Here is a 20,319-nt window from a genome sequence, read left to right as displayed (position 1 = left end):
TGGATCGGAGCATTACGCGCAGAGCGGCGAGGTACGTCGTTTCCGCTCCAATCGATCCATGGAGGCCGGGTAACACAACCTCACCACGCCGGCGCTTCGCCATGGCTGTGAGCTGATAGGTAAGCATCAGACTTCCCGGGACGTGCCCGGGGCCCCCTGCTGTCCCTGCGCCGCCAGCCGCTCCATCTCCGATTCCTGCTCGGCCTGAAGCTCGGCGTCGTAATCCGGCAAGCCGCCGGCTTCCTCGATGGCCTCTTCCAGGCCCGGAAGGATGGAGTGCTCCACCAGCGTGTTGGCGCCGGCCTTGGCGAGCGCTTCCTGGGGATACAGGCCCGTGCTCTCCAGCTTGGAGATGGTGTTCGCGATGCTCTCGCCGATCTTGGAGCGGTCGATATCCGAGATCTGCCAGAGCGAGCTCCAGATGAAGTGCACCTCCTGCGGCCGGGCACCGAGCGCCGACCGGATGATGCATTCGTCCAGCGGCTCCATGGCCGGCGTCATCTCCAGTTCCTGGCCGGCGGAAATCCTATCGTAGTAATTGCGCAGGTCGCTCTCGCCGGTGGCGCTCATTCCCGCCGGCGACTGTCCCAGAAGCCGAGTGGCCGGGATGTCGGCCGCGCCGGACGCAAGCTGCATGAAGCGGTCCATCACGTCCGGCAACGTCGCGAAGGAGACCGTCTTTTTTTCGAATTCCTCTTCCTTGTCGAGGATCAGCGCACGGTTGATGCCCTTCGCCGTCATGGCGAGGCCGAAACGCTTCAGAAGGCGCGCCTCATAATCCGGGCTGGCGAGGCTCGCCATGAAATCCGGGATGCGGATCACGTCGACGCTCGCCTCGAAGATGAGGCTGGCGACATTCGCCGCGGAACCATCCACCTGCTTGACCGCCTCCATAGCTGCGACGAGCACGCTCTCGCCCCAGCCCTTGTTTGCGCCGACCGCAAGATCCTCGTCGGGGTGCGGAGCGCCGATGAAGCGCACCAGCCGCGAGGGGTGGATCGTGACCTGGGCAGCGGCGCCCGACACCTGATAGAACTTCGGCTGTCCGTAGAGCGGGCTCAGCGGATCGGTCTCGATATCGCCGGCGGCAAGCTGGCGGCGCGTGAGGACCGTCAGGTATTTGATGCCGTCCTTGCCGATGCGTGCGGGGTCGAGTGGCTCGGCCGGGTTGGCATCGCCCGTCCCGATGAGGAGCGCGGCGCCACCGAACAACCGGGCCTTGATCCTGGCTTCCAGGGTCTTCGCCTTCAGGCCGAGACGCTTTTCCTCCGCCTCGATGGCCTCAATCTGATCCTGCTCAGCCTGCCAGGAGCGCCAGCGCCGGCAGCTATCCAGTGCCGGCACGTCGACAATCTTCCGGGCAATCCAAGACGAGCGATAGGCGTTGACGAGTTGATCGTCCGTCCACATCGGAACGCCGTAGAAGGTCGTCGCGGCCTTGTCCCGAGACGTTCCGAGACCAGAGACGAAGCTCTGCAGGCCATCGGTGACGCTGGCAGTGGAGACGGCGCCCATTCCGGCCTCAGAGGTTCGCAAGGGTGAAGGTGCCACCTGTCAGCATCAAGTCGGTGATGGCCCACACGCCGGCATCAAGCCGATCTGGCGAACCGTCTCCCAAGTACCCGGTCGGGGTCATGCAGCACATCTGATCCTCCATCTCTGGGAAGGACCCGACATGGCTGACGCGCCCTTGTTCATACACAGCCGCCACCGGCTCGGCCCTGGCCGCTTTCCCTCGGCTCGCTGTGACCTCGGTGTATGGCACCAGAGGGTCAACGGATCGGATGACGTGCTCAACCATGGCGCCGCCAAAGTTCCGCTCAGCGATGATGCGGTCCGCCTTGAACTCGCGATAGGCTTCTACCGCTCGGCGCCCCCACCCGTCCGGAGACAATTTGCAGGTCCGGTCCGCCAGCATGTAGCCCCGTCCGTCTACGCCCAGGCCCGCCACCACGATGCCGATTTCGTCGCCATCGTCGCTTTCGCCCTTGGTGCCGGACGGGTCCACTGACACCACGATGCGCCGCATCTCGGGCGCTACCGTGCGGCGCTGCTGATCGAACACCTCCCGTGTCCACAGCGCGCCGGGCACATCGTCCAGCACCTCGGCATTCAGCTCCTGCCGACCGAGGCGCGTCCCTTCGAACCTGCCGACGATCTCCTGCAAGAAGCTCGGGGCGAGGTTCGCCCTGTTCTCGTGTGTGGCGCCCCGCGTGATCCGCGTCGTCTTCGCGCCCATGATCTGCCGGAGCGCCGGGATAGGCCTGGGCGTGGTGGTCACCACCTGTCGGGGCTTATCCCCAAGGCGAAGACCGAACTGAAGCTGGTCCCACGTGTCCTGCGCGTAGCGCCATTTCGCGAGCTCGTCGCACCATCCGCCGTCATGCTGCGGGCCGCGAAGCTGGTCCGGCTCAACCGCATTGTACAGCGTGCCCACGGCTCCATTGGGCCATGTCAGCCTGCGCTTGGACGGCTCATAGAGCGGGCGGAACTCCTTCGGATGCACCGACAGGATGCCGCTCTCTCCCTCCACCATCACGTCGCGGGCGTCCGCCGCCGTCTCTGCCACCAGGGCAATGCGCCCGAGTTGGCCGCGCGCCAGCGGCGTCTTCCCGCACACCATGGAGCGGACCCATTCCGCCCCGGTCCTCGTCTTCCCGTATCCTCGCCCGGCGAGGATGAGCCACGTCAGCCAATCACCCGGCGGGGGAAGTTGGTTCGGCCTGGCCCAGAAACGCCAATCCCAAAGAACCGCCTCAGCCTGCTTCTTCGTTAGCCCCGCCAGAACCTTCGCCCGGTCCGCCGCGGGAAGCGATGCGATCGAGCCGGCGAGCGAGGAGATCGAGGGCGCTTCCATCGTGTGCGTCCGTATCGCTCGGATCGCGCTCCGGCTGATCGAGATTGTAAGCCTGCCGCTCAAGCGGGATCAGGCGGCCACGAACGCGGGTCAACTTCTCAAGGAGGTCGCCTGGGCTTTCCTTGTCGCCCAGGCATGGCCCCTCGTGGGGATCGCCGTTAATCACTGCCGCCAAGCGGGTTGCGAGAATGCTGGAGATGGCAGTGAGCTGCTGGATGTCCCGACGATGGGACTGCACCACCTCGAAGCCGCGAACGGCCGCCCCTTCAATGATCTCCTTGTCGTTCGCACGTTGCTCCTGCGAACCTGACTGCGAACCATCACTGCGAACCAGCTTTTCGCGAACCGCCTTTTGGACCTTGTCGGCGAGAGCACGCTCCCAGCCCCTCGCCTTTGCCTCCTTGCGAATGGCGGTGTCGCTGATGCCGTGCTTCTTGGCGATCTCGCGGATGCTGAGCTGCCCGGCGCGGTACTCGCGCTCTATGGCCTCCCAGTCGGTGCGGGGCTTGTCGGGCATCGCGATCAATGACCTTATTTCGCCCTGAGGGAAACAGGGTCCGAGAGGGTGAATAATGAACGCTGATCGAGATACGGCGGGCCGACTTCAGCTTTCGCCCAGCCGGCTAGTGAACCGCGGGTTCCGACGATTTGGGATCGTCGTCGCGGGCATCTTATTGATCATCGGGATGAGCATCTCCGCATACAAAGCCGCGGACTATGCCGATAAGTTGCAGCGCGACCATGAATCGTTTTTGTGCGCTAAGAAGGCCTTAGCGGATGGCCGGGCACATTCCATCGCTGCAGATCGAAGCCTAGTTGATGGCGTAGCGACCGGCTGTGTTGGCGCAACTTTCTTACTTTGGAGCGCCGTTTCTAGCTACGATAGTCCGCCACCGGTCTGGCTCGCCTCGTTCGCGCGACCGTTTTCCTTTGGGCTGGCCATCACGGTATTTGTCGCGGCTGTCCTCTTCGCACTCGTGTGGTGCACTGGCTGGATAGTTTCAGGCTTTCTGAGAGATTGAGCTTGCCCATTTGGCGACATCACTTCCGCCTCATCACCATGGCCCGGACACGCGCAGCTTCATCCTTGGCCTTGGTGGCGAGGTGAGTGGCGGTGTCCTTCAAGCCGGATGCAGCCCCCCGGAGGTCGCCAGAGACGGCGGCGCGGGCGGTGCGGTTCACAGCAGAGCGGGCCTCCTGGCAAGAGCGGCAGGCCATGGTAGGCTTTCCTTCATGACGCCAGAACGCTTCAGCCAATGCCTCGCTGCCCTTCGATGGACGGAGGAAGGACTGGCTGCGGCCCTACAATGCGATGACGAATTGGTTCAGGCTTGGGCCTCGGGGGAGGTCCCCATCCCTCCCGGCGTGGCCGCGTGGCTTGAAGTCATCGGGACCGCGCATGAAGCTCTCCCACCGCCCGTGACATGGCGCGGGAAGAAACTCTCATCTCTAAGGAATTAGCTCGCGGCAACGGCCGGGCCTCCCAGCCTTCTCGACGCGAGCGGCGCCGGCAGAACTTCATCACGCATCCTTGTTCCCCACGGTAAGCGTATTCCGCTTAACCTGTGTAAGGGGGCCTTATGAGGTGGATGATGACTATCTTCGGCTGGGTCTTCATCGCGGCTGTCTCGGCTCTCGCGGTCGTCGTCGCGAAACAGGCCCTTCAATCACACGAGCAGCGGTAGCGACTAGCGCCCCAAGCGTAGAATTGCACCTAATTCGACAGCCACGTAGGCGGTGAATAACGCCCCCGCAGCAACTACGCAGACCCACACGACGATCTCCTACCGTTGCCCATCTCTTGTCTGGGAAACGTCTTATTCCAGAGATGGTTTCGCGGGGAGCGTCTAAGAGCTCGGAAAAACGAAGCGCCCGTCACCTTCCGGCCGGGCGCTGAAATTTGGCATGCTTCGCCAAGGGTGCGGATCGCATTTTGCGTCCGCTGGATCGGGTTATGCGTCTGGCGCAGGGAGCCCCGGTCGTCCTGATATTGGAAGCTGAAGTGATTTGCCCTGCAAGTCAAGCCGCAGGTTCCAAGATTTCCGCTTCGATCTTAATTTGATGTTCAATGCCAAACAACTCCAGCAGCACGCGGGCATGCTTGCCCTTCAGTTCCACAACCGGGACTTCGTGCCCTTCGAACGGGCCTTTGGCGACGCGCACGATCTGCCCCACCTTGAATTCGTGGTTGGAGACCATGAATTTTTCTTCGGCCGGCCGGGTGAAGCCGTTCCGGTAGCAGCCTATCATGCGCTCCATGGCATCAGCTTTGATGCGCTTCGGCACGCCGTCCACACCGATGCAGCCGAGAATGATCGGAACTGAGAAGACCTCGAACCACGCGGCGCGATGCAAGGGGAAGCCGGCGAACACATATCCGGGCACGAGCGGGAAGTCCTTCAACTCCTTCTCCCGCACATACCGGCTCACTTTCCGCCAGCGGCGATCCGATGGGCAATATGTGGTCACACCCTTGCGCAGCAGGATCTCTTGCGCCGCGAACTCCTTCTGTGTGGCGACGCGAAGTGCATACCATTGCAGGCCCTTGACCATCTGCATCAGGGTTTCCGCCGTGGGCTGCTCGGTCGGGAACCGCACCACACGGCGACGCTTGGCCCGGCGCGATTCCTGCGCCGCCTTCACCGCAAGCTCGATCTGCCGCTGATGGCTTGCCATGGTCAGGCACTCCCCTCATTGGTGTGCGGCGCGATCACATCTCGAAGTCGCTGGACCATGCGGGCGCGGTCGGCTTCGGGGAGTTCCACGCGCACCTTGGCGTCCAAAATCCTCCTCATCTTCAGCCGGTGCATGCGCAGATCGGCCGTAAGCGAATCCGCCAGGATGCGGAGCTGCGGCGCGCTCGGGGCGAAGGCGAAGTTGGCGTCCTTGTTCGGGCCGGGCTCGCCGCGCAGCCACCGGCGGCATGCCTCTTGGACTGCCCAAGCCGGCAAGCCTTCCAGAGCGATGAAGTATGCCTGCGCCTTGGCCTTCGCCGCGGTGTCGCTGATGGCCTGCGCTGGAAAGGAAACGAGGAGGCCCGTGAATTGCGCGGCGACCTGATCCATCGCGGCCGGCGCCAGCAGCCCATCGACGTGTGCGACATGCGCTTCCAACGCCGCCCGCTGGTCAGCCGTAGGCGCCCGGTCTGCGGGCAATTCCTTCTGGTCCCCTGCCGTCAGAGCGTTCATGCAGGAGATCACCCACGGCGGCAATGAGCGGATCGGATATACCGACCCTGGAACCACCTCCGGCACGGGAATGGGCGGCGCCGCGGAAAGCGAGCGTCCCTGAGCCTCGGTCTGCCTCGCAATTTCCTGTCCAGTCATCGTTCCATCGTCCTTGATTGAGCCATGTCGCGGGGTGGCAGAAGTCCTGATCGGGCGGCTTGAAGCGGCGGTAGGCTTCCAAGGCGGAGACCATGGCTTCGACTGTCAGGCCCGGCGTGCGCTGGATGGCCTTGGCGAACGCCTTCTCAGCCCCGTCCTTGCCGATCTTTCGGGGGTAGGCTTGCCAGAAGGTCTCGAAATCGCCCGCTCGCCCTCGGGGTGTGAGAGCCTGAGGCGAAGCCGAAGGTGTGGGGGGTAAGGGTTGAGTTTCTTTAGAGGGGTCTGGGGAGACCTTTCTTTCCTCGGGATGGGGGGTGTCCGCCGCCGTCACACCCTGTCCGCGTCCGTCCGCGTCCGTCACGTCTTGTCCGCGTGACATCGCGGACGAACGGGAGCGCCGCTTGCGCTCGGCGTCCTTCCCCCGCTTCTCCATCAGGCGCTGCTCTTCCTGGGCGGCATCCGCCTTAACGGCGGCCACGATCATGTCGGCCGTGGCGCCGGCCGCGAGGAGGGCGTCGAGTATGGCTGGGCTGATGCTCACCCTGCCCTCCCGTCGAGGCCTTCACGGATGAACCTGTGGGCGAGCTGCGAGGGCGAAACGCCGGCTGCGATCGCCCGGTCCTGAAGCCGCATGCGCAGCGCCAGCGGCAAGGCGATGAGGCTGGTGTCCTCACACATTGCCTTGGCCGTGAGCCGGATGGAGCACGGCCGGCCTAGCGCACGGCTAATGAGATCTTCGGACACGAGAATGTCCACGATCCGATGCACGGCGCTGCGCGTCTTCAGTCCGATGCCGTCGGCGATCTCCTGAAACGTCGGCGAGCGGCCGCGCATCTCGATGTAGGTGCAGATGAAGCGGAAGGCGCGGTGCTGGGCTTCGGTCATGCCGCGCCCCGCGAAACGATTCCCGCGCTCAGGCGTTGCAGTTCGCCATGACCGACTGGAAGAAGCCCCTCGCCCATACGATCACGCTCAAAGGACGAGGGAGCGGGACGCTGTCCACGCTGGAAGAGGCGGGGAGATTCCTCCTCGGCAATTCCAAGGGCGTGCTGCGCAACGACGTGCTGGCGCACGCCATGACGCTGCTCATGCAGGCAGCCGAGAGCGGGGATCAAGTGGACATCGCAGAGGCCACCACCCAGCTTGAGCGATATCTGACAGCGCAGAGGATGATGTGAGGTCATTCAGCGGCCTCCTGGAACAGGATGGGCGCTTCCCGGCGTTTCGGCGCGGCGTCCGCCATCAGGGCGCCGACGCAGGCCTTCATCTTCGCCACGGACACGGCATTGCCGATCTGCTTGATCTGCTCGGTTTTCGTGCCGGCGAACTCATAGCTCTGGTCTTCCGTGGTGAAGCCCATGGCGGCGGCGAGTTCGTGCGGCTCCAGCATGCGGAACAGGATGTCGTAGTGCTCAGTGGCCTCGACGAGGTTCACTCGGCCGGTGGCGCAGATGGTTGGCGCCGGTTCCTCGATGTCATGGACGCGCGGCGCCTGCCCCTCGCGCTCGCCGAACTGAGCGGCGATGAAGGCCAACTCGCCACGATTGGCGCCGGTGACGGTGGGTAGCGGGTCCACGAACGCATCGCGGCTCCGGTCGCTGCCGTCATGGTGGGTCACCGGCATGACAATGGCGAACTCGCCGCCCTTCGCAGTGGTCATGGTGGGGATAGGTTCCCCCACGTCCCGCGCCGAGGGGCCGCCATTCGACTGCGTCACTGGCACCACCATGCCGAACCGGCCCTTTGAGGTCACGGTCGGTAGGGGCTGATCAGCGCTGGCGCAGGTCTCGCCCGAACCGGAGCCGTAATAGGGAGAAATCAGCGCGTGCGACGCGCCATTGCCGCCGGTCGTGACGGTTGGGATAGGCTCTCTGACCGTGCGAGGTGCGCCGCAAGAGGCCTGGGAAAGAACGAAGGGCTCAGCCAGCCACACCCCGCCCTTCGTGTCGAGCGTCGGAATCGGTTCGGTCGAGACACCCTTGGCTTGATTGCCCTTGCGACCGTTCATGATGACGGGCTCGGCCAAGCTGATATGGCTTGCCGCCGAGGTCTGCGTCGGCAGCGGCGTGTCCGCAGATGCCGGCGCGGTCGCCTTCTTCATGTTGATGATGACGGGTTCAGCAAGCCCGATGTGGGTTCCGGTCGCCGTGATGGTGGGCAACGGTTGGTCGAGGCCCTGCGCAGCCATGTGGTTGCGAAGGATGACGAGGAAGGGCTCAGGCCAGCCGAATTTCACCGCCCCGGCATAGATCCGAGAAAGCGTCTTCGGCGCGAGGTCCTTCTTCCGGCCGAAGATCGACCGCCCCTTGATCTGCCAGTCGATGATTTCCCGAGCTGGGCGCCACGGCTTGGAGCCGGAGAACAGGTCGCCGTTGACCTCATCGCGCCTCTTGTGGGTGGGCATCGGCCAGGACACGCGCCGCCGGTCGGAGCGGGCCATGAGGATGAAACGCTGCCGGGTGGTGGCGTCGCCATAGTCGGCCGCGTTGAGCTTCCGCCATTCAGGCTCGAAACCGAGCCGCTTGATGGTGTCGATCCAGGCGTGGAAATATTCGCCCTTGCGAGAGGCGATGGGCTTTCCGTTCCGATGATCAACCGGACCCCACCCTATGAATTCCCAGACGTTCTCGATGATGATGCGCTTCACCCGAAGCTCGGTGAGCCACGTGATGATGTGCCAGGGGTCGCTACGCTGCTGGTCGCTGGTCGGCTTGCCGCCACGCGCCACGGAATGGTGCGTGCACGTCGGCGAGGCCATCAGCAGGTCGAGATAGCCCTCCGGCACGATGATATGAGGGCGCACCGTCGAAATGTCCTGCACATGGTGCCGGGCCTCGGGGTGATTGCGCTGGTGGGTATCGATCGCGACCGGCCAATGGTTGACGCAAACGAGATCCATCTCCAGCCCCAGATCGGCAAGCGCGCGCTGGCACCCAGTCGAAGATCCGCCGGCACCGCAAAGGAGGTCGGCCACGAGCATCTTGCGCTTCATTCCGCCGCCACCTTCTGTTCGGAGGCGTCGAACTTGTCGGCCTCATTTCCCCATCCGTCCCAGCCGTGCCGGCGCTGACGTGAGAAGAGATCCGCACGGGCGGCATGCGGCGCGACTTTCTCCACCATGGCGAAGAACTCTTCCGGCTTGCGGCTGTGCTCGCGCGCGATGCCGTCGAAGATCGACGGGAACGCTGTGTGGCGCGGGTTTCCGGCGGTGGCGATGAGCACCGGCTCGTGCATCGTCCGCGCGCGATAGCCCGGCCCCATACGGACCTTGCCGGCCGGCGTCGTCTTCCGCCAAACGATCGTGGTCTTGTAGGTGAAGCCCCAGGCGTCGAGGACGCGCTGCCGGGCGGCAGGAGGAATCCACTCGCAGCACCACAGGAGAAGGAGGCAGTCGCCCCGCGCAAGATCACCGACGCGAAGGGCCTCGATCTGGGCAAGCGGCATGGTGGCGTAGTGGGCCTTGGCAGACTTCCCCTCGCCAGCCTCGGAATAGAGCTCGAAGTCCCACGGCGGATCGCACGCGATCACGTCGTAGCCGAAGGTGCGCAAGCTGCCGAACTGCCAAGGCGCCCTCATGCTGCGCCCCTTTCCGCGCCGGTGGCGGCAAGGCCCTTCAGCGTGAGATAGGCGGCCTCCAGCACCTTCAGGCGCTCGCGCCGGCGGCGGATGTCGGATTCATCCACCCCGCCCTTACCCACCGGCTTGGAGGCCAGAATGTCGATATGGTCTCGGCGCTCCTGATAGGTGCCGAGGACTTCGTCTGCCTGTTGTTGGGCGGTGAAGCTTTCCGTGCTCATGCTGCCCGCCTTTCCATCCAGCGGACGAACGGCATGGTGATTTCCACCGGGCCGTCCAGGGTGAAGGGCGGACGCACGCCATCGACCACCACCCGGCGCGGCGGATGGAGCGTCCAGAAGATCCGGCGCATGCCGATGATGGGTGGGACCGGGCGCGGAATGTTGGAGAGGGCGCGGCGGCTCATGGGAGCGCCCTTTCCAGCCAGCGCAGGCGCGGAAGGGAGATCAGCGCCTCCCCCATGGCGACCGTCACCACGTCGTCCCGTTGGGGCGGGGCCGGCGCGGTTACCTCTTCCTCTTCGACGGTGTGATCCACCAGGATGTGGTCATCGCCGACGCGGACGACGCCAATCCCGATGCGCGCCAGTTTCGCCCGCGTGTCGCTGACAGCGGCCGAGAACGCACCTTCCGACCACCTGTCCCGGTTCACCTTCTGCGGCCAGATGGCGACCTTGAGGACTTCGCGGGTTGCCGGCTCGGGGTGAGAGCGCAGCATTGCCAGCGCAATCACCCACTCGGCGCGCCGCAGCCGGCCGGTGTATTGTCCGTCCCGGCAGAAGTTCTGATCCGCAGCGATATCGATGCCGAAGGGAAGATCGCTCATGCCGCCCTCCCCTTCTGGAGGTCGGGGCCGAGAGCGGCGCGCATGCCTTCCACGCCCATGGCGATGAAGCCGGGGATCTGGCCGCCGGGCTCTCCGGTGGCGAACCACTTGCCGGAGATGCGCCGGCCGGCGAGCGCAAACTGGGCCACGGCCTCGTCCAGCGTCGTCCCGACGAACCAGCGCTGAAGAACATGCTCTTCCCCGGTCTCGCCCTCCAGGTCGCTCATGCGACGCACGAGGTTGGGGGAAATGCCAATCTTCACCACGTTCGGAGCGGAAACCGGATTGGCGAAATAGACGAAGCCCACCAGATGTGGGGCCAGCGCGGGAACCTCGAAGACCGGGAGAGGGCACGGCCCGGCGCGCCACGCACGGAAGGCCTCGGCGGACCCTCGGCGCGCTACATTCCCGACAATGTGCTTCGCGTTGTTGGGTGTGGTGCCCAACAGACGCGACGCCGCATAAAAGGCGTTCCTGCCTTCTTCCTCCGCAAAGCCGATCATCGGCTTCAGAAGATCCGCCACATAGTTGAGCCGGGCGTCGGTGGGGGATAGGCGCTCAGTCAAAGCCACCACCTGGGCGGCCACTTCAGGCATGGCCATCGTGGGAATAATCTGGTCGGACATGGCGAGCCTCAGGCAGGATGATTGTTCTGGAAGGTCGCGCGCTTGGCGGCGCGGAAGTCGATGACGCCTTGGCCCATCACGGCGGCGTTGTGGTCGGAGACCAGCGCGGCGCCGCGCCCGGCCATGAAGCTGGAGGCAAATTCGATGGGGAACAGCCACACGGCCGAGTGCGGGCAGCGCCGGAGCGGGACCGGCGGCGCGGCGACGGCGGCAAGGGCGCGCAGCTCGAAGCCGATCTTCCGATTGACCCGGTTCCGCCCCTTCGGGAGGGCCTTAGCGTCGTCCAGCATCTGGCGGACGGACACATAGTCCAGCACCGCCCGGCGCGGGTCGGCGGCGAGATGGGCCTCGAGCGCCTGCCCGACCATGAGCGGGAGCGCGGCTTCGATGTTGGTCACCTTGTGGGACAGCATGCGGGCGATGCCGTCGATGCGCCGGATCAATTCGGACTGGTCAGGCGCGAGCCCGGACGGCGCGGCGGCGCGGCCATCCATGTGGGCGCGCACGATGGTGTTGCACCAGATATGAAAGTCGGGGGACAGGTACTTGGCGTAGGCAACGCCGATCTGCCAGTGAGCGAAGGTGGCGCCGCCCCGGCCGGCCTCGACCTGTAAAAGGTGGGAATTTCCCACCATTATCTCCAGGTGCTCAATGAAGTCGCGAGCGGCCTTGGACCGGAGCCATTCCACGGGGCGCTTGGACATGTCGGAGCCGGCGGCGCGCCACATGTCCGTCAGGCAGAGCGCTTCGGCATCGATCTGGATCGGCGCGCCGTTGAAGGCGAGCACGACGGGACGCGGCATCGCCTCGCGGCCGGCGGCATCGGACTCGATCTCCACTGGAGCCGGGCGGCCCAGCGCCTCCATCTGCCACTTCTTCATGTCGCGGCGCAGGTTCGCGGCCGACAGCGTAGGGCCGCGCCGGTCGCTCGGCGTGCAAGCGAAGGTCACCTTCCGCTCGGCGCCGGCGTAGTCGAACCGGAGACAGGGGTGGGGGCGCCTGTCCTCCACCTCGTGACGCTCGACGCCGAACTCCTTCAGCACTCGCTCCAGAGCGCGATAGGTGTCGCTGCTACGGTAATGGCCGATCGACATGAAAGACCTCCTTCAGGGCGCACGAAAGCGCCCGGCGAAATGCCGGTAGACGTGGTGATGCGGTGTGGGCGAGGCGCTTAGGCGCCGCGTCTCATGGGTGTGACATTGGCGGCGGCGAGCTGGATCAGGTCCTTTTCCAGCTCGGCCATTTCCTGTTCTGCACGGCGCACCTTCGGAAGGAGCGATGCGGCTTCGGCCGGCGACACCTGCCCGTCGCGCAGAGCGTCCGCCATTCCGGCCTCCACGTCGGTGTCGGCTCGGGACACGTCGGCGAAGTGGCCGTGGAAATTCAAACCCAGCGCCTCGGCCTGCGCCTTGGGCACCAAGACGAACCCAGCCAGATCGGCCAATATTTCCGTGATGATCGGACGGCCCACGTCCTGCTCTAGGTCCGCCACGACGTCGACCGGCATGTACGGGCTCTTGTGCGAAAGACCGTAGTCCGACAGGTACTGCGGGGTTGCTCGGCTTCTTCCGGCGGCACGCGTGCATCCACCTGCGAGATCCACGAGATCGCGCGACCCAGCCTTCAGGCGAGCATATCCGTTCACGTGATGTTCCTCGCGATTATCATGGTGCGATGCAGCGAGCCACCGGCCATGCTCCAGCCCATGGATAGACGGGCGGCGGCGATGACATGCTGGACGAAGAGAGAGGCCGCGCCGGTGAGGGCGCGGCAGTTGAGACGGTCACGCTGGAAACCGTCCCGGAGGAAACCTGGAAGCACATCGGCGCGTTGGCGGCGGAAGCCGTGAGCGAATGCCGGCGGCAGAGAAGGGCACGCCAGGACAGAAAGCCGGGGGAAGCTCCCTGCCCTGCCCCGTGAAGTACGGGGGCCGTACTGGACTGCTGGGGGGCGGGGCTCCAGCACGGCGCGATCGGAAACTGGTTCCGCTTTGGCGCGGACCGAGAATAACGCGCCACGGCCCAGCGCTTCAGGGAGAGGACTTGAGCCGTGACGCGGCCGCCAGCATGCCCATGCCAAGGTCGGCACGTGAGAAACGCGGGCGGGCCGGTGGAGGTTTCCTAGATCCGCCTCGACATTTGCGAGGTGGAATGCGCCACGGCGGGACGGTGCGTCAGGGCAGCGTGCCCGCCGTGGCGTAGCCGTCATCGCGGAGGCAGGCGAGACGACATAGTAATTTGATGCGAGCCTCATGCCACCATCCCCTCCGGGTGATGGCTCGCCGAAGCTCGGCTCGGCTTTACGAGATCGGAAGGCCGCACTAGCCCACCAGTTGCACCTTCAATGCGCATCGCGACCTCAAGCGAAGCATTGCGCTCGCCATACTTGAGCTTGCGGATGCCGTGCGAGGTGATCCCGCCGACGAGCGAGGCCATGGCCTCGTCGTCAAGCTTTTGATCGCGCATATAGTCGAGCAGCTTCATGGCGACGGATATTCCCCTTTGGGGGGAAGATTGTCAACCCATTCTTCCCCAGATAGGGGAAAGACGCGACGAAGCCAATTGGGGCAATGTCCCCTCTATGGGGACGAGCCTTAGAAAACTGAGACTGGCCAAAGGTTGGACGCACGATGAGGCGGCCGCCGCCATGGGCTTGTCCCGCGGCCAGTTCATAAAACTCGAACGTGGCGAGCGGGGCCTTACAGAACGCACGATCGAACTTGCGTCGAAGGCATTTAGCGTGCCGCGGGCAGCGATCGTCGAAGAAGCCGGGCCCGCGGAAGCGGAACCCGCAGCGACGGTCGAACTCACGCCGAGTTCGGTTCGCTTTATCGATGTGCCCGTCATAGGCGTGGTTGAAGCCGGCGCCTTTCGCATGAACGAGGACATCTACCAGGATGAGCCGGTGATGCTCTCCGTTCCGGTAGATCCTGATTTCCCACACGCTCGCATCACCGCATGGGACGTGGCTGGCGACAGTATGAACGCCTTGAAACCCCGGCCCATCTTTCCCGGCGACCGCGTCATAGGGATCAATTTCGAGGACCTCGACAACCGGGTCCCGCTCCGCGATGGCATGGTAGTCGTGGTGGAACAAACGAGGGATGGCGGCCATATCCGCGAATGGTCGGTGAAGCAGATCGAGCTCTACGACGACCGTGTCGAATTTCACCCGCGATCGACTAACGCTAGGCACAAGCCGATCGTGATCAAGCGGGATCTATGGGCGGACGATGGCCGCGAGGTTTCCATCCTCGCCATCGTGCGCCGGGTCACGAATGAGTTCAGTTGGTAGCCGCTGGGGGGCGTTGCTATGGACGAAGTTGCCGACGGCGATAACGGCGAACTTAGCCTCTATTTTGCGACGGAGATGGGTGAACTAGCGGACCTCGAGGTCGCCGCGACAGCAGCAATCCAGTGGGCTCAGGGACTCAGGGCGGCAGCGGCGGTCGTTGACCCAACCTGCTTATATCGGGTCAGCTTGGTTGCCGCCAAACCGGGCTCATCCAATTGGATTGCCAAGATTGAGCGATCCGGCCCCAATCAAGCGGTTAAGAGAGTAGTAGAGGGATGGAAGAAGGTCCCCGCCATCCTGCGGCTAGCAATGGGGCTTGCCGTGGTAATCCCAACAACGGCTAAGCCAACTCTCGATTATTGGTTGGGCGATGACGGTTTCACGGAAACTCAGAAGCGAGAGCTTCGTGAGCTATTCGAGAAAGCATCCGGCGCAGAAACCGTGAAGGCCCATCGAAAGGCGATGTATCAAGTCGCCCCGCGAGACAAAAAGATCACCGCAATCGGAACGGGAATTCCAGAAGGGGAGAATTGGAAGCCCAGGGCAACCATACCCGCCAATCAGTTCCCTGAGGCCGACGGGTTGTTTGAACTTGAAGAGGACAAGCAGAAAGAACGAACGATACCACAGGTTCTTGAAGTCGTTCTTGTAACTCCACGACTTGAGAATGCCCCCAGGTCTTGGACATTTCGACAAGAGGGATTGCCCGGAACTTTCAATGCAGTAATGAGGGACAAACGCTTCCTTGCCGAGCTAGACAAGAGCGGTATTCGGGAGAGACTTCGTGCCAATATCCCGATGACAATCAGGCTAGAGATTAAGCAGCAACTGGTTGGTGACGAATGGAAGGTTGCGCGGCAAGGGCGAAGTGTAGTCGAGGTCATTTCCCCTAGCGTCGATTAGGACCACTTTCACGCCCAAGCACCCACCCTGCCGCCACCAGACCAATGAAAGCCACGCAACCAACTATGAATGTGGTTCCTGGCGCCAGTCGCCAGAATGCGAGATAGGCAACAATCGTCGTGAGGGTGACAGCCAAACCCGACACCCAGGCGCGGAGCGACTCCTTCCTTGTCTCTGGGTTCGTAGGCGCCATTACCGGTCAATCCACGCTTCTTTCCAGCGGCCAGCATATCACATAGTGGCGTCGCCCTATCCCATCTCCGCGGCCTCGTCCGGCACCTGACCAAAGCTCGCAATGAACACCGGGGGATCAGCGTCTCCGAAGTCGGTGTCCACGTCTGCGGAGAACGCAACGGCGCCGGCTTTAGCTACACTCATTCGCTCCGCCACCCTGCGAGCATCATCGGCGGATCGAACCTCCATTGCCGGACTCGCCTTGAGCTTCCCCCGTTTATTGAGCTCGTAAGGCTGCACCACGAAGAACGTCTTCTTGGCCATCATGTGTTCCTATCTATAAAGAGAGCGCCGCGGGAGCGACGGAAGATCTGCCTTAGGTCCGGACGCCTGGACGAGCACCGCGTGGGCGCCGCTCAGACTTAGGCAGGCGTTGATCCAAGTGGGAATGGTGATACCGATGTGCTCGGCCGCTTCCTCAATGAGCCAGTCACGCTCGCGCACGTAGTCCATCACGCCCACTAGGAAACCCGGGCTTTGCGCTGCCGCGCGGATGCTGTCCGAGGTAAGGCCAGTGTGGCTAAGGAAGCCCACGAGAAGCTCTGCATCGCCGGCCAAGAAAGCTAAAGTTTGTGCCGCCACCAGTTCGGCTTCGTCTCGCGGTGTTATGCCCGACGGCTTCATTTAAGCCGCCTCCGCTTCAAGCGTGGCCACGCCGGTTATCAGCCCGATGGTGCCATGGCATTCGCGGCAGTCGAACACCTGGCGCTCCAAGAGCGTGCTGCAAAGCAGTTCCTCAACATCCGTCGGCGCATCTTCCACATCCGGCACATCGATCACGCGGGACGACTCCCGCCGGCAGCATTCGCATCGCACGAAAAGCTTGAACTGACGCGCGATCGGCATGCGCTCCCCCTCCTGCATCTCATCCTCCCACGTTCCGATGTTCCTATTTCGTTCTCATTCCAAACGCGAGTCAATACGACGCAGCGTGGAAAGTGATTCGCGGCAACCTTCCCCACATTCTGGGAAATATTCCCCTCATAGGGGTTGACGATCTTCCCCTTTCGGGGGAATATCCGTTATCAACCCGATGAGGACGGCAATGCCCGCTCTGGTCACAGAACAGCTCGAAATCGACACGGCAGCGGTCCAGGCGGAAGCCATCAGGAACGCGCGCGCCGACCGGGACTATCACCGGAAGCAGGCGGGCCGGTTCAACCCGAACACGCCGCCGGCCTATCGCGATCTCCTGCGGATGCACCTGCGCCGCATGCACACGATGGCGGGCTATCGCCTCGCTGAAGCGGTGGAGCGGGACCGGCTGGGCAAGCTGTCGGCGGCCGAGCGCGAGCGGGAAGAACTCCTCACCTATCGCGACCGCATCACCAACCCCGCGACCCGGCCCTTCCACTTCGGCATCAGCGTGGGCGGGGACACCGCGGCGCTCACCTCCGAGGTCGAGCGCATCGATGCGCGCCTCGCCTCTCTCCCCTCCTCCGAACAGATGGAAGCGGCATAGCCATGAGCGCCGAAGCTAAAAGCGCACCCGCGCCCCGCGTGGTCGATAACGACCTGGACGAAATCACCGTCATGCTCGGCGGGGAGGAGCTTCGCGGCTGGGGATACAACTCCGAAGCCCAGCGCCGTGAGAAGATGACCGCCGCGCGAGAATTTTGCGAGGGCTGGCATGCGGCGGCCGAACATCACATCCACTCTGCGGCCCTTACGTCCGGCTCAGATCACCGCCAGATCGCGGCGCCTCCAGCATTGCACGAGGCCATGGCGCCCTTCGCATCAATGCCGGATGACCCAGGCCGGCCCGATGACGCAATGACCGGCATGCGCATCAGCTATGGCGAACTGCGCAGGGCCAAAGCCGCTCTCGCCCTCTCCGAAGGGAGGACCGCCTGATGTCCTCCCCCATGACCCAGGACAGCGAGAAGAAGGACGGTGGGGCGCTGGAGCGTTTCCGCAAGTTTGTCGCCGGTCGCGGTAGCGGCATTCCCTTCGTGGCGTGGGATGACGCTGAGGCGGTGCTGCACTCCTATGACGAGTTGGAGAGGTCTGCCGATCGCTTCCTCGCGGCCGGAGATGCCTACGCGACAGATAGCGAAAGTAGCGACGCCGCCCTGATGCTTGAGTATGCGGCGGCCAAGGAAAGTCTCTGTGCCGCCCTCTCCTCCTCCCGCAAGACGGGAGACGGCCTGTGAGCAACAACACCGTAGTCCTCATCCTCGCGCTTTCCACCCTCGCATTCCGGGCCGCGATCCTTGGCTTCTGCGCCTACGCGGTTTTCTGGCTCGGCTTCTCCGGCTGGTGGTTCGCGCTCGCCCTGGTCCTCTGCGCCGTCGCCGCTGATTTCAGCGCCGAAAAGAAGGAGGGCTGACCCATGTCCGACCCGTACTTCGAGGTCCGCATTCTGCTCCTCGCCGGCGCCATCGTCTTCAGCGCGGGGATCATTCTGGCCTTGGCTTGGCACGCCACCATCACCGACCGGCGGATGGCAAAGAACCGCCTCGACAATCCGAACCATTCAAAGGGGAAAAGCCGTGGGTGACCAGTTCGACACGTGGCGCGCGATGCTCATGCGCAAGACCGTCACCATTTCCGACAGCGAGGCCGCCAGCGGCTATTACCGACTGCGGCGTGGCGACATCTGGGCGCCCGTCGCCATCTGGCAGGAGCCGGACGGCAGCGTGTTCGCCATGCTCGGCACGGATTATGTCGATGTGGGCGAGGTGTGGCCGGCGGCTGCGAAGAACGCCGTGACCTATGAAGCCTATCAGGCGGCGGCCGATGGCCAGGGCTGGCCGGACGACGCGCCCGCGCTTCCCGAGCCGACGGCGCCCGAGGCCGGCGCGGAGAACCCGCGCGCCGTCATGGGCAACAACGCCACCACCGGCGACCCGGCGGAGGATCTTCGCCTGGAACTGGCCGGCGAGCAGGAGCTTGCCAAGAGGTTCCTGGCCCAGCCGATCACGACCCAGGAAGACGCCGACAAGGTCGCCGTGTGGGCGAAGCGTGTGTCTGATCTCCGAGCGCGCGGCGACAACGCCCACAAGACCGAGAAGACGCCTCATCTGGAAGCCGGCCGTCAGGTGGACGAACGCTTCCGTTGGCGCGACGACGCCGACGCCCTGGTGAAGAAGCTCAAGGCGCACCTGACGCCGTGGCTTCAGAAGAAGGATGCCGAGGAGAAGGAGCGCGCCCGGCTTGCGGCCGAGGAAGCGCGCCGCCGGCAGGAGGAAGCCGATCTGCTCGCCGCCCAGGCGCCGGACGATCCCGCCATTGCCGAGGCGCAGGCGCGCGCCGCCGAAGCCGCCCGTGAGGCCCAGCCCCAGCGTGGCGGCGCCGGCCGAACGGGGGCCAAGGTCTCCCTGCGCACCGTGCCGGACGTGCAGATCTCGGACCCTCTGGCGCTCGCCGCCTTCTACGCCGGCATGAAGCCGATCAACCCGGACCTTGCCGAAGTCCTCCTGAAGCTCGCCCGCCGGAATATCGGCGCTGGCGTCACCCCGCCCGGCGTCACCGTCGGCACCAAGCAGATCGCTGCGTGAGGACACCATGAACGCGCTCGCCCAGATCAGCACGCAGGTTCCCGCCATCCGCGCCATGGTCCCGCAGACCATGGAGGACGTGTTCTATCTGGCGGACGCGGTCCACAAGTCCAAGCTCGCCCCGGCGGGTCTGGACAATCCCCAGGCCGTCGCCATCGCCATCCTCCACGGTTTGGAGCTCGGCGTCCCGCCCATGACCGCCCTTCAGCGGATCGCCGTCATCAACGGCCGGCCGACGATCTGGGGCGACCTTGCTCTCGCCCTGGTGCGCGCGTCCGGCGCCGCCGAGAGCATCAAGGAAGAGATCACCGGAGAAGGCGAGAACCGCGTTGCGCTCTGCACCGTGAAGCGGAAGGGCGAGCCCGAGCCGGTGGTGGGGAGTTTCAGCGTCGCGGACGCCCGGCGCGCCGGGCTCTGGGATGACCGGATGAAGGTCACCCGCCGTCGGCGTGATGGCAGCGGCACCTATGAGGCCGCCAACGACGCGCCCTGGCACCGCTTCCCCGAGCGCATGATGAAGATGCGCGCCCGTGCCTTCGCGCTGCGCGACGCCTTCGCCGATGTGTTGGGCGGCCTATACCTGCGCGAGGAGATCGAGGAAGAGCAGGTTGTCGAGGCGGAGCCGATGCGCGCGATGCCCAGGCCGCCCGCTCCGCCGAAGCCGGTGGCCGCGCTTCCCTCGCCCGATGCACAGGCCCAAGTCCAGAACCCGCTCGACAAGCTCTCGAACCCCGAGGTTCGGGAAATGGTCGAGAGCAGCCCATCGGCGCCGCCCCAGATGGCGAAGGCGCCCCCGAAGCCGCCCACCCCTCCGGTTCCCCCTCCCCCGGATCAGGTTGGCAGCACCGCGCGCGATGAGCGCGCACCCACCCCGGCGGCAGGCGCGCCTCGCCCCCCAGCGCCGCCCGCCGCCGGGGCCGACCTCTTCGAAGACGACTTTCCCGGCGACCGGCCGAACCCGCCGGCTGGCGAAGATCTCCTCACCGAACTGGAAGGCCGGTTCGCCCACGCAATGAACGACCAGATGCTTCAGCGCATGTGGGCCTTCGCCGAGGAGGACGTGAACCAGCAACCCATGGCGGTGCGCCAGAAGGCTGAAGCGCTGTACGAGCAGCACCTCGCCCGCATTCATCGGAAGGCTTGACCGTCATGGATGTGATCTATCTCGAAAAGACAGC

30 protein-coding genes are annotated in these 20,319 nt (G+C 64.5%); 10 read left to right on the top strand and 20 right to left on the bottom strand.

Annotated features, from left to right (window positions below; genetic code table 11):
* Nucleotides 1-126 precede the first annotated feature (126 nt).
* The 8 genes from ABLE91_RS05725 to ABLE91_RS05690 form a co-directional block, all read right to left on the bottom strand.
* Complete coding sequence (locus tag ABLE91_RS05725) at nt 127-1,515, bottom strand: DUF1073 domain-containing protein (RefSeq protein ID WP_348929240.1); 1,389 nt, start codon at nt 1,513-1,515, stop codon at nt 127-129.
* A gap of 7 nt (nt 1,516-1,522) precedes the next feature.
* Nucleotides 1,523-2,857, bottom strand: a complete 1,335-nt coding sequence (locus tag ABLE91_RS05720) for a DNA-packaging protein (RefSeq protein WP_348929238.1) — start codon at nt 2,855-2,857, stop codon at nt 1,523-1,525.
* The gene (locus ABLE91_RS05715) at nt 2,757-3,374 is read right to left on the bottom strand and encodes a hypothetical protein (protein ID WP_348929610.1); all 618 of its coding nucleotides are present in this window, start codon (nt 3,372-3,374) and stop codon (nt 2,757-2,759) included. Before ABLE91_RS05715 ends, ABLE91_RS05720 begins: the two co-directional genes overlap by 101 nt.
* 524 nt (nt 3,375-3,898) lie before the next feature.
* Nucleotides 3,899-4,075: a hypothetical protein gene (locus ABLE91_RS05710; protein ID WP_348929236.1), complete on the bottom strand. Its 177-nt coding sequence runs from the start codon at nt 4,073-4,075 to the stop codon at nt 3,899-3,901.
* An 801-nt stretch (nt 4,076-4,876) separates the two neighbouring features.
* Nucleotides 4,877-5,533: a transcription termination/antitermination protein NusG gene (gene nusG, locus ABLE91_RS05705; RefSeq protein WP_348929234.1), complete on the bottom strand. Its 657-nt coding sequence runs from the start codon at nt 5,531-5,533 to the stop codon at nt 4,877-4,879.
* A 2-nt stretch (nt 5,534-5,535) separates the two neighbouring features.
* Entirely contained in the window at nt 5,536-5,922 is a 387-nt protein-coding gene (locus ABLE91_RS05700; RefSeq protein WP_348929232.1) for a hypothetical protein, read from the bottom strand.
* Nucleotides 5,923-5,983: 61 nt separating this feature from the next.
* Nucleotides 5,984-6,724: an LvrA C-terminal domain-related protein gene (locus ABLE91_RS05695; RefSeq protein WP_348929230.1), complete on the bottom strand. Its 741-nt coding sequence runs from the start codon at nt 6,722-6,724 to the stop codon at nt 5,984-5,986.
* On the bottom strand, nt 6,721-7,068 hold the full coding sequence (locus ABLE91_RS05690; RefSeq protein WP_348929228.1) for a LexA family protein: 348 nt from the start codon (nt 7,066-7,068) through the stop codon (nt 6,721-6,723). Before ABLE91_RS05690 ends, ABLE91_RS05695 begins: the two co-directional genes overlap by 4 nt.
* Nucleotides 7,069-7,115: 47 nt before the next feature.
* Between ABLE91_RS05690 and ABLE91_RS05685 the strand changes: the two genes are divergently transcribed.
* Nucleotides 7,116-7,361: a hypothetical protein gene (locus ABLE91_RS05685; protein WP_348929226.1), complete on the top strand. Its 246-nt coding sequence runs from the start codon at nt 7,116-7,118 to the stop codon at nt 7,359-7,361.
* A 2-nt stretch (nt 7,362-7,363) separates the two neighbouring features.
* Here ABLE91_RS05685 and ABLE91_RS05680 read toward each other — a convergent pair whose 3' ends face one another.
* From ABLE91_RS05680 to ABLE91_RS05640, 9 genes are all read right to left on the bottom strand, one after another.
* A complete protein-coding gene (locus tag ABLE91_RS05680) occupies nt 7,364-9,175 on the bottom strand; it encodes a DNA cytosine methyltransferase (protein WP_348929224.1) in 1,812 nt (603 codons plus the stop codon).
* Nucleotides 9,172-9,759, bottom strand: coding sequence for an MT-A70 family methyltransferase (locus ABLE91_RS05675; protein ID WP_348929222.1), 588 nt, complete (start codon nt 9,757-9,759; stop codon nt 9,172-9,174). The genes ABLE91_RS05680 and ABLE91_RS05675 overlap by 4 nt, the downstream gene beginning before the upstream one ends.
* Nucleotides 9,756-9,980, bottom strand: a complete 225-nt coding sequence (locus ABLE91_RS05670; protein WP_348929220.1) for a hypothetical protein — start codon at nt 9,978-9,980, stop codon at nt 9,756-9,758. Before ABLE91_RS05670 ends, ABLE91_RS05675 begins: the two co-directional genes overlap by 4 nt.
* The gene (locus ABLE91_RS05665) at nt 9,977-10,165 is read right to left on the bottom strand and encodes a hypothetical protein (protein WP_348929218.1); all 189 of its coding nucleotides are present in this window, start codon (nt 10,163-10,165) and stop codon (nt 9,977-9,979) included. The genes ABLE91_RS05670 and ABLE91_RS05665 overlap by 4 nt, the downstream gene beginning before the upstream one ends.
* Entirely contained in the window at nt 10,162-10,584 is a 423-nt protein-coding gene (locus ABLE91_RS05660; RefSeq protein WP_348929217.1) for a hypothetical protein, read from the bottom strand. Before ABLE91_RS05660 ends, ABLE91_RS05665 begins: the two co-directional genes overlap by 4 nt.
* Complete coding sequence (locus ABLE91_RS05655; protein WP_348929215.1) at nt 10,581-11,210, bottom strand: hypothetical protein; 630 nt, start codon at nt 11,208-11,210, stop codon at nt 10,581-10,583. The genes ABLE91_RS05660 and ABLE91_RS05655 overlap by 4 nt, the downstream gene beginning before the upstream one ends.
* Nucleotides 11,211-11,218: 8 nt before the next feature.
* Nucleotides 11,219-12,304, bottom strand: coding sequence for a KilA-N domain-containing protein (locus ABLE91_RS05650; protein ID WP_348929213.1), 1,086 nt, complete (start codon nt 12,302-12,304; stop codon nt 11,219-11,221).
* Nucleotides 12,305-12,381: 77 nt separating this feature from the next.
* Nucleotides 12,382-12,717, bottom strand: coding sequence for a phage regulatory CII family protein (locus ABLE91_RS05645; RefSeq protein ID WP_348929211.1), 336 nt, complete (start codon nt 12,715-12,717; stop codon nt 12,382-12,384).
* A 742-nt stretch (nt 12,718-13,459) separates the two neighbouring features.
* Nucleotides 13,460-13,693 (bottom strand): hypothetical protein, encoded by a 234-nt coding sequence (locus tag ABLE91_RS05640; RefSeq protein ID WP_348929209.1) that lies wholly within the window; start codon nt 13,691-13,693, stop codon nt 13,460-13,462.
* Here ABLE91_RS05640 and ABLE91_RS05635 point away from each other — a divergent pair.
* A complete protein-coding gene (locus ABLE91_RS05635; RefSeq protein ID WP_348929206.1) occupies nt 13,692-14,504 on the top strand; it encodes a helix-turn-helix domain-containing protein in 813 nt (270 codons plus the stop codon). The genes ABLE91_RS05640 and ABLE91_RS05635 overlap by 2 nt on opposite strands.
* 18 nt (nt 14,505-14,522) lie before the next feature.
* A complete protein-coding gene (locus ABLE91_RS05630; protein ID WP_348929204.1) occupies nt 14,523-15,407 on the top strand; it encodes a hypothetical protein in 885 nt (294 codons plus the stop codon).
* 249 nt (nt 15,408-15,656) lie between these two features.
* On the opposite strand, the gene ABLE91_RS05625 is transcribed toward ABLE91_RS05630, so the two are convergent.
* From ABLE91_RS05625 to ABLE91_RS05615, 3 genes are read right to left on the bottom strand one after another with little or no spacing between them, the layout of a single operon-like run.
* A complete protein-coding gene (locus ABLE91_RS05625; protein ID WP_348929202.1) occupies nt 15,657-15,905 on the bottom strand; it encodes a hypothetical protein in 249 nt (82 codons plus the stop codon).
* A 9-nt stretch (nt 15,906-15,914) separates the two neighbouring features.
* Nucleotides 15,915-16,265 carry a DUF3572 family protein gene (locus tag ABLE91_RS05620; protein WP_348929199.1) on the bottom strand — a complete coding sequence of 117 codons (351 nt, stop codon included), beginning with the start codon at nt 16,263-16,265 and terminating at the stop codon, nt 15,915-15,917.
* Nucleotides 16,266-16,487, bottom strand: coding sequence for a hypothetical protein (locus tag ABLE91_RS05615; RefSeq protein ID WP_348929197.1), 222 nt, complete (start codon nt 16,485-16,487; stop codon nt 16,266-16,268). It lies immediately after the preceding gene.
* A gap of 199 nt (nt 16,488-16,686) precedes the next feature.
* On the opposite strand from ABLE91_RS05615, the gene ABLE91_RS05610 reads away from it, so the two are divergent.
* From ABLE91_RS05610 to ABLE91_RS05580, 7 genes are read left to right on the top strand one after another with little or no spacing between them, the layout of a single operon-like run.
* The gene (locus ABLE91_RS05610) at nt 16,687-17,103 is read left to right on the top strand and encodes a hypothetical protein (protein WP_348929195.1); all 417 of its coding nucleotides are present in this window, start codon (nt 16,687-16,689) and stop codon (nt 17,101-17,103) included.
* Nucleotides 17,104-17,105: 2 nt separating this feature from the next.
* Nucleotides 17,106-17,495, top strand: a complete 390-nt coding sequence (locus ABLE91_RS05605) for a hypothetical protein (RefSeq protein WP_348929193.1) — start codon at nt 17,106-17,108, stop codon at nt 17,493-17,495.
* An 11-nt stretch (nt 17,496-17,506) separates the two neighbouring features.
* Nucleotides 17,507-17,794, top strand: a complete 288-nt coding sequence (locus ABLE91_RS05600) for a hypothetical protein (protein WP_348929191.1) — start codon at nt 17,507-17,509, stop codon at nt 17,792-17,794.
* Complete coding sequence (locus ABLE91_RS05595) at nt 17,791-17,970, top strand: hypothetical protein (RefSeq protein WP_348929188.1); 180 nt, start codon at nt 17,791-17,793, stop codon at nt 17,968-17,970. Before ABLE91_RS05600 ends, ABLE91_RS05595 begins: the two co-directional genes overlap by 4 nt.
* A 3-nt stretch (nt 17,971-17,973) precedes the next feature.
* Entirely contained in the window at nt 17,974-18,141 is a 168-nt protein-coding gene (locus ABLE91_RS05590; RefSeq protein ID WP_348929185.1) for a hypothetical protein, read from the top strand.
* A complete protein-coding gene (locus ABLE91_RS05585; RefSeq protein ID WP_348929182.1) occupies nt 18,134-19,141 on the top strand; it encodes a hypothetical protein in 1,008 nt (335 codons plus the stop codon). Before ABLE91_RS05590 ends, ABLE91_RS05585 begins: the two co-directional genes overlap by 8 nt.
* A 7-nt stretch (nt 19,142-19,148) precedes the next feature.
* Complete coding sequence (locus tag ABLE91_RS05580; protein ID WP_348929180.1) at nt 19,149-20,285, top strand: recombinase RecT; 1,137 nt, start codon at nt 19,149-19,151, stop codon at nt 20,283-20,285.
* The last annotated feature ends 34 nt before the right edge of the window (nt 20,286-20,319 follow it).

The sequence above is a fragment of the Aquabacter albus genome (assembly GCF_040049275.1).
Taxonomy (GTDB): Bacteria; Pseudomonadota; Alphaproteobacteria; order Rhizobiales; family Xanthobacteraceae; genus Aquabacter.
The sequence above is the reverse complement of the archived record's forward strand: the minus strand, read 5'-3'. Positions and strand labels throughout refer to the sequence as shown.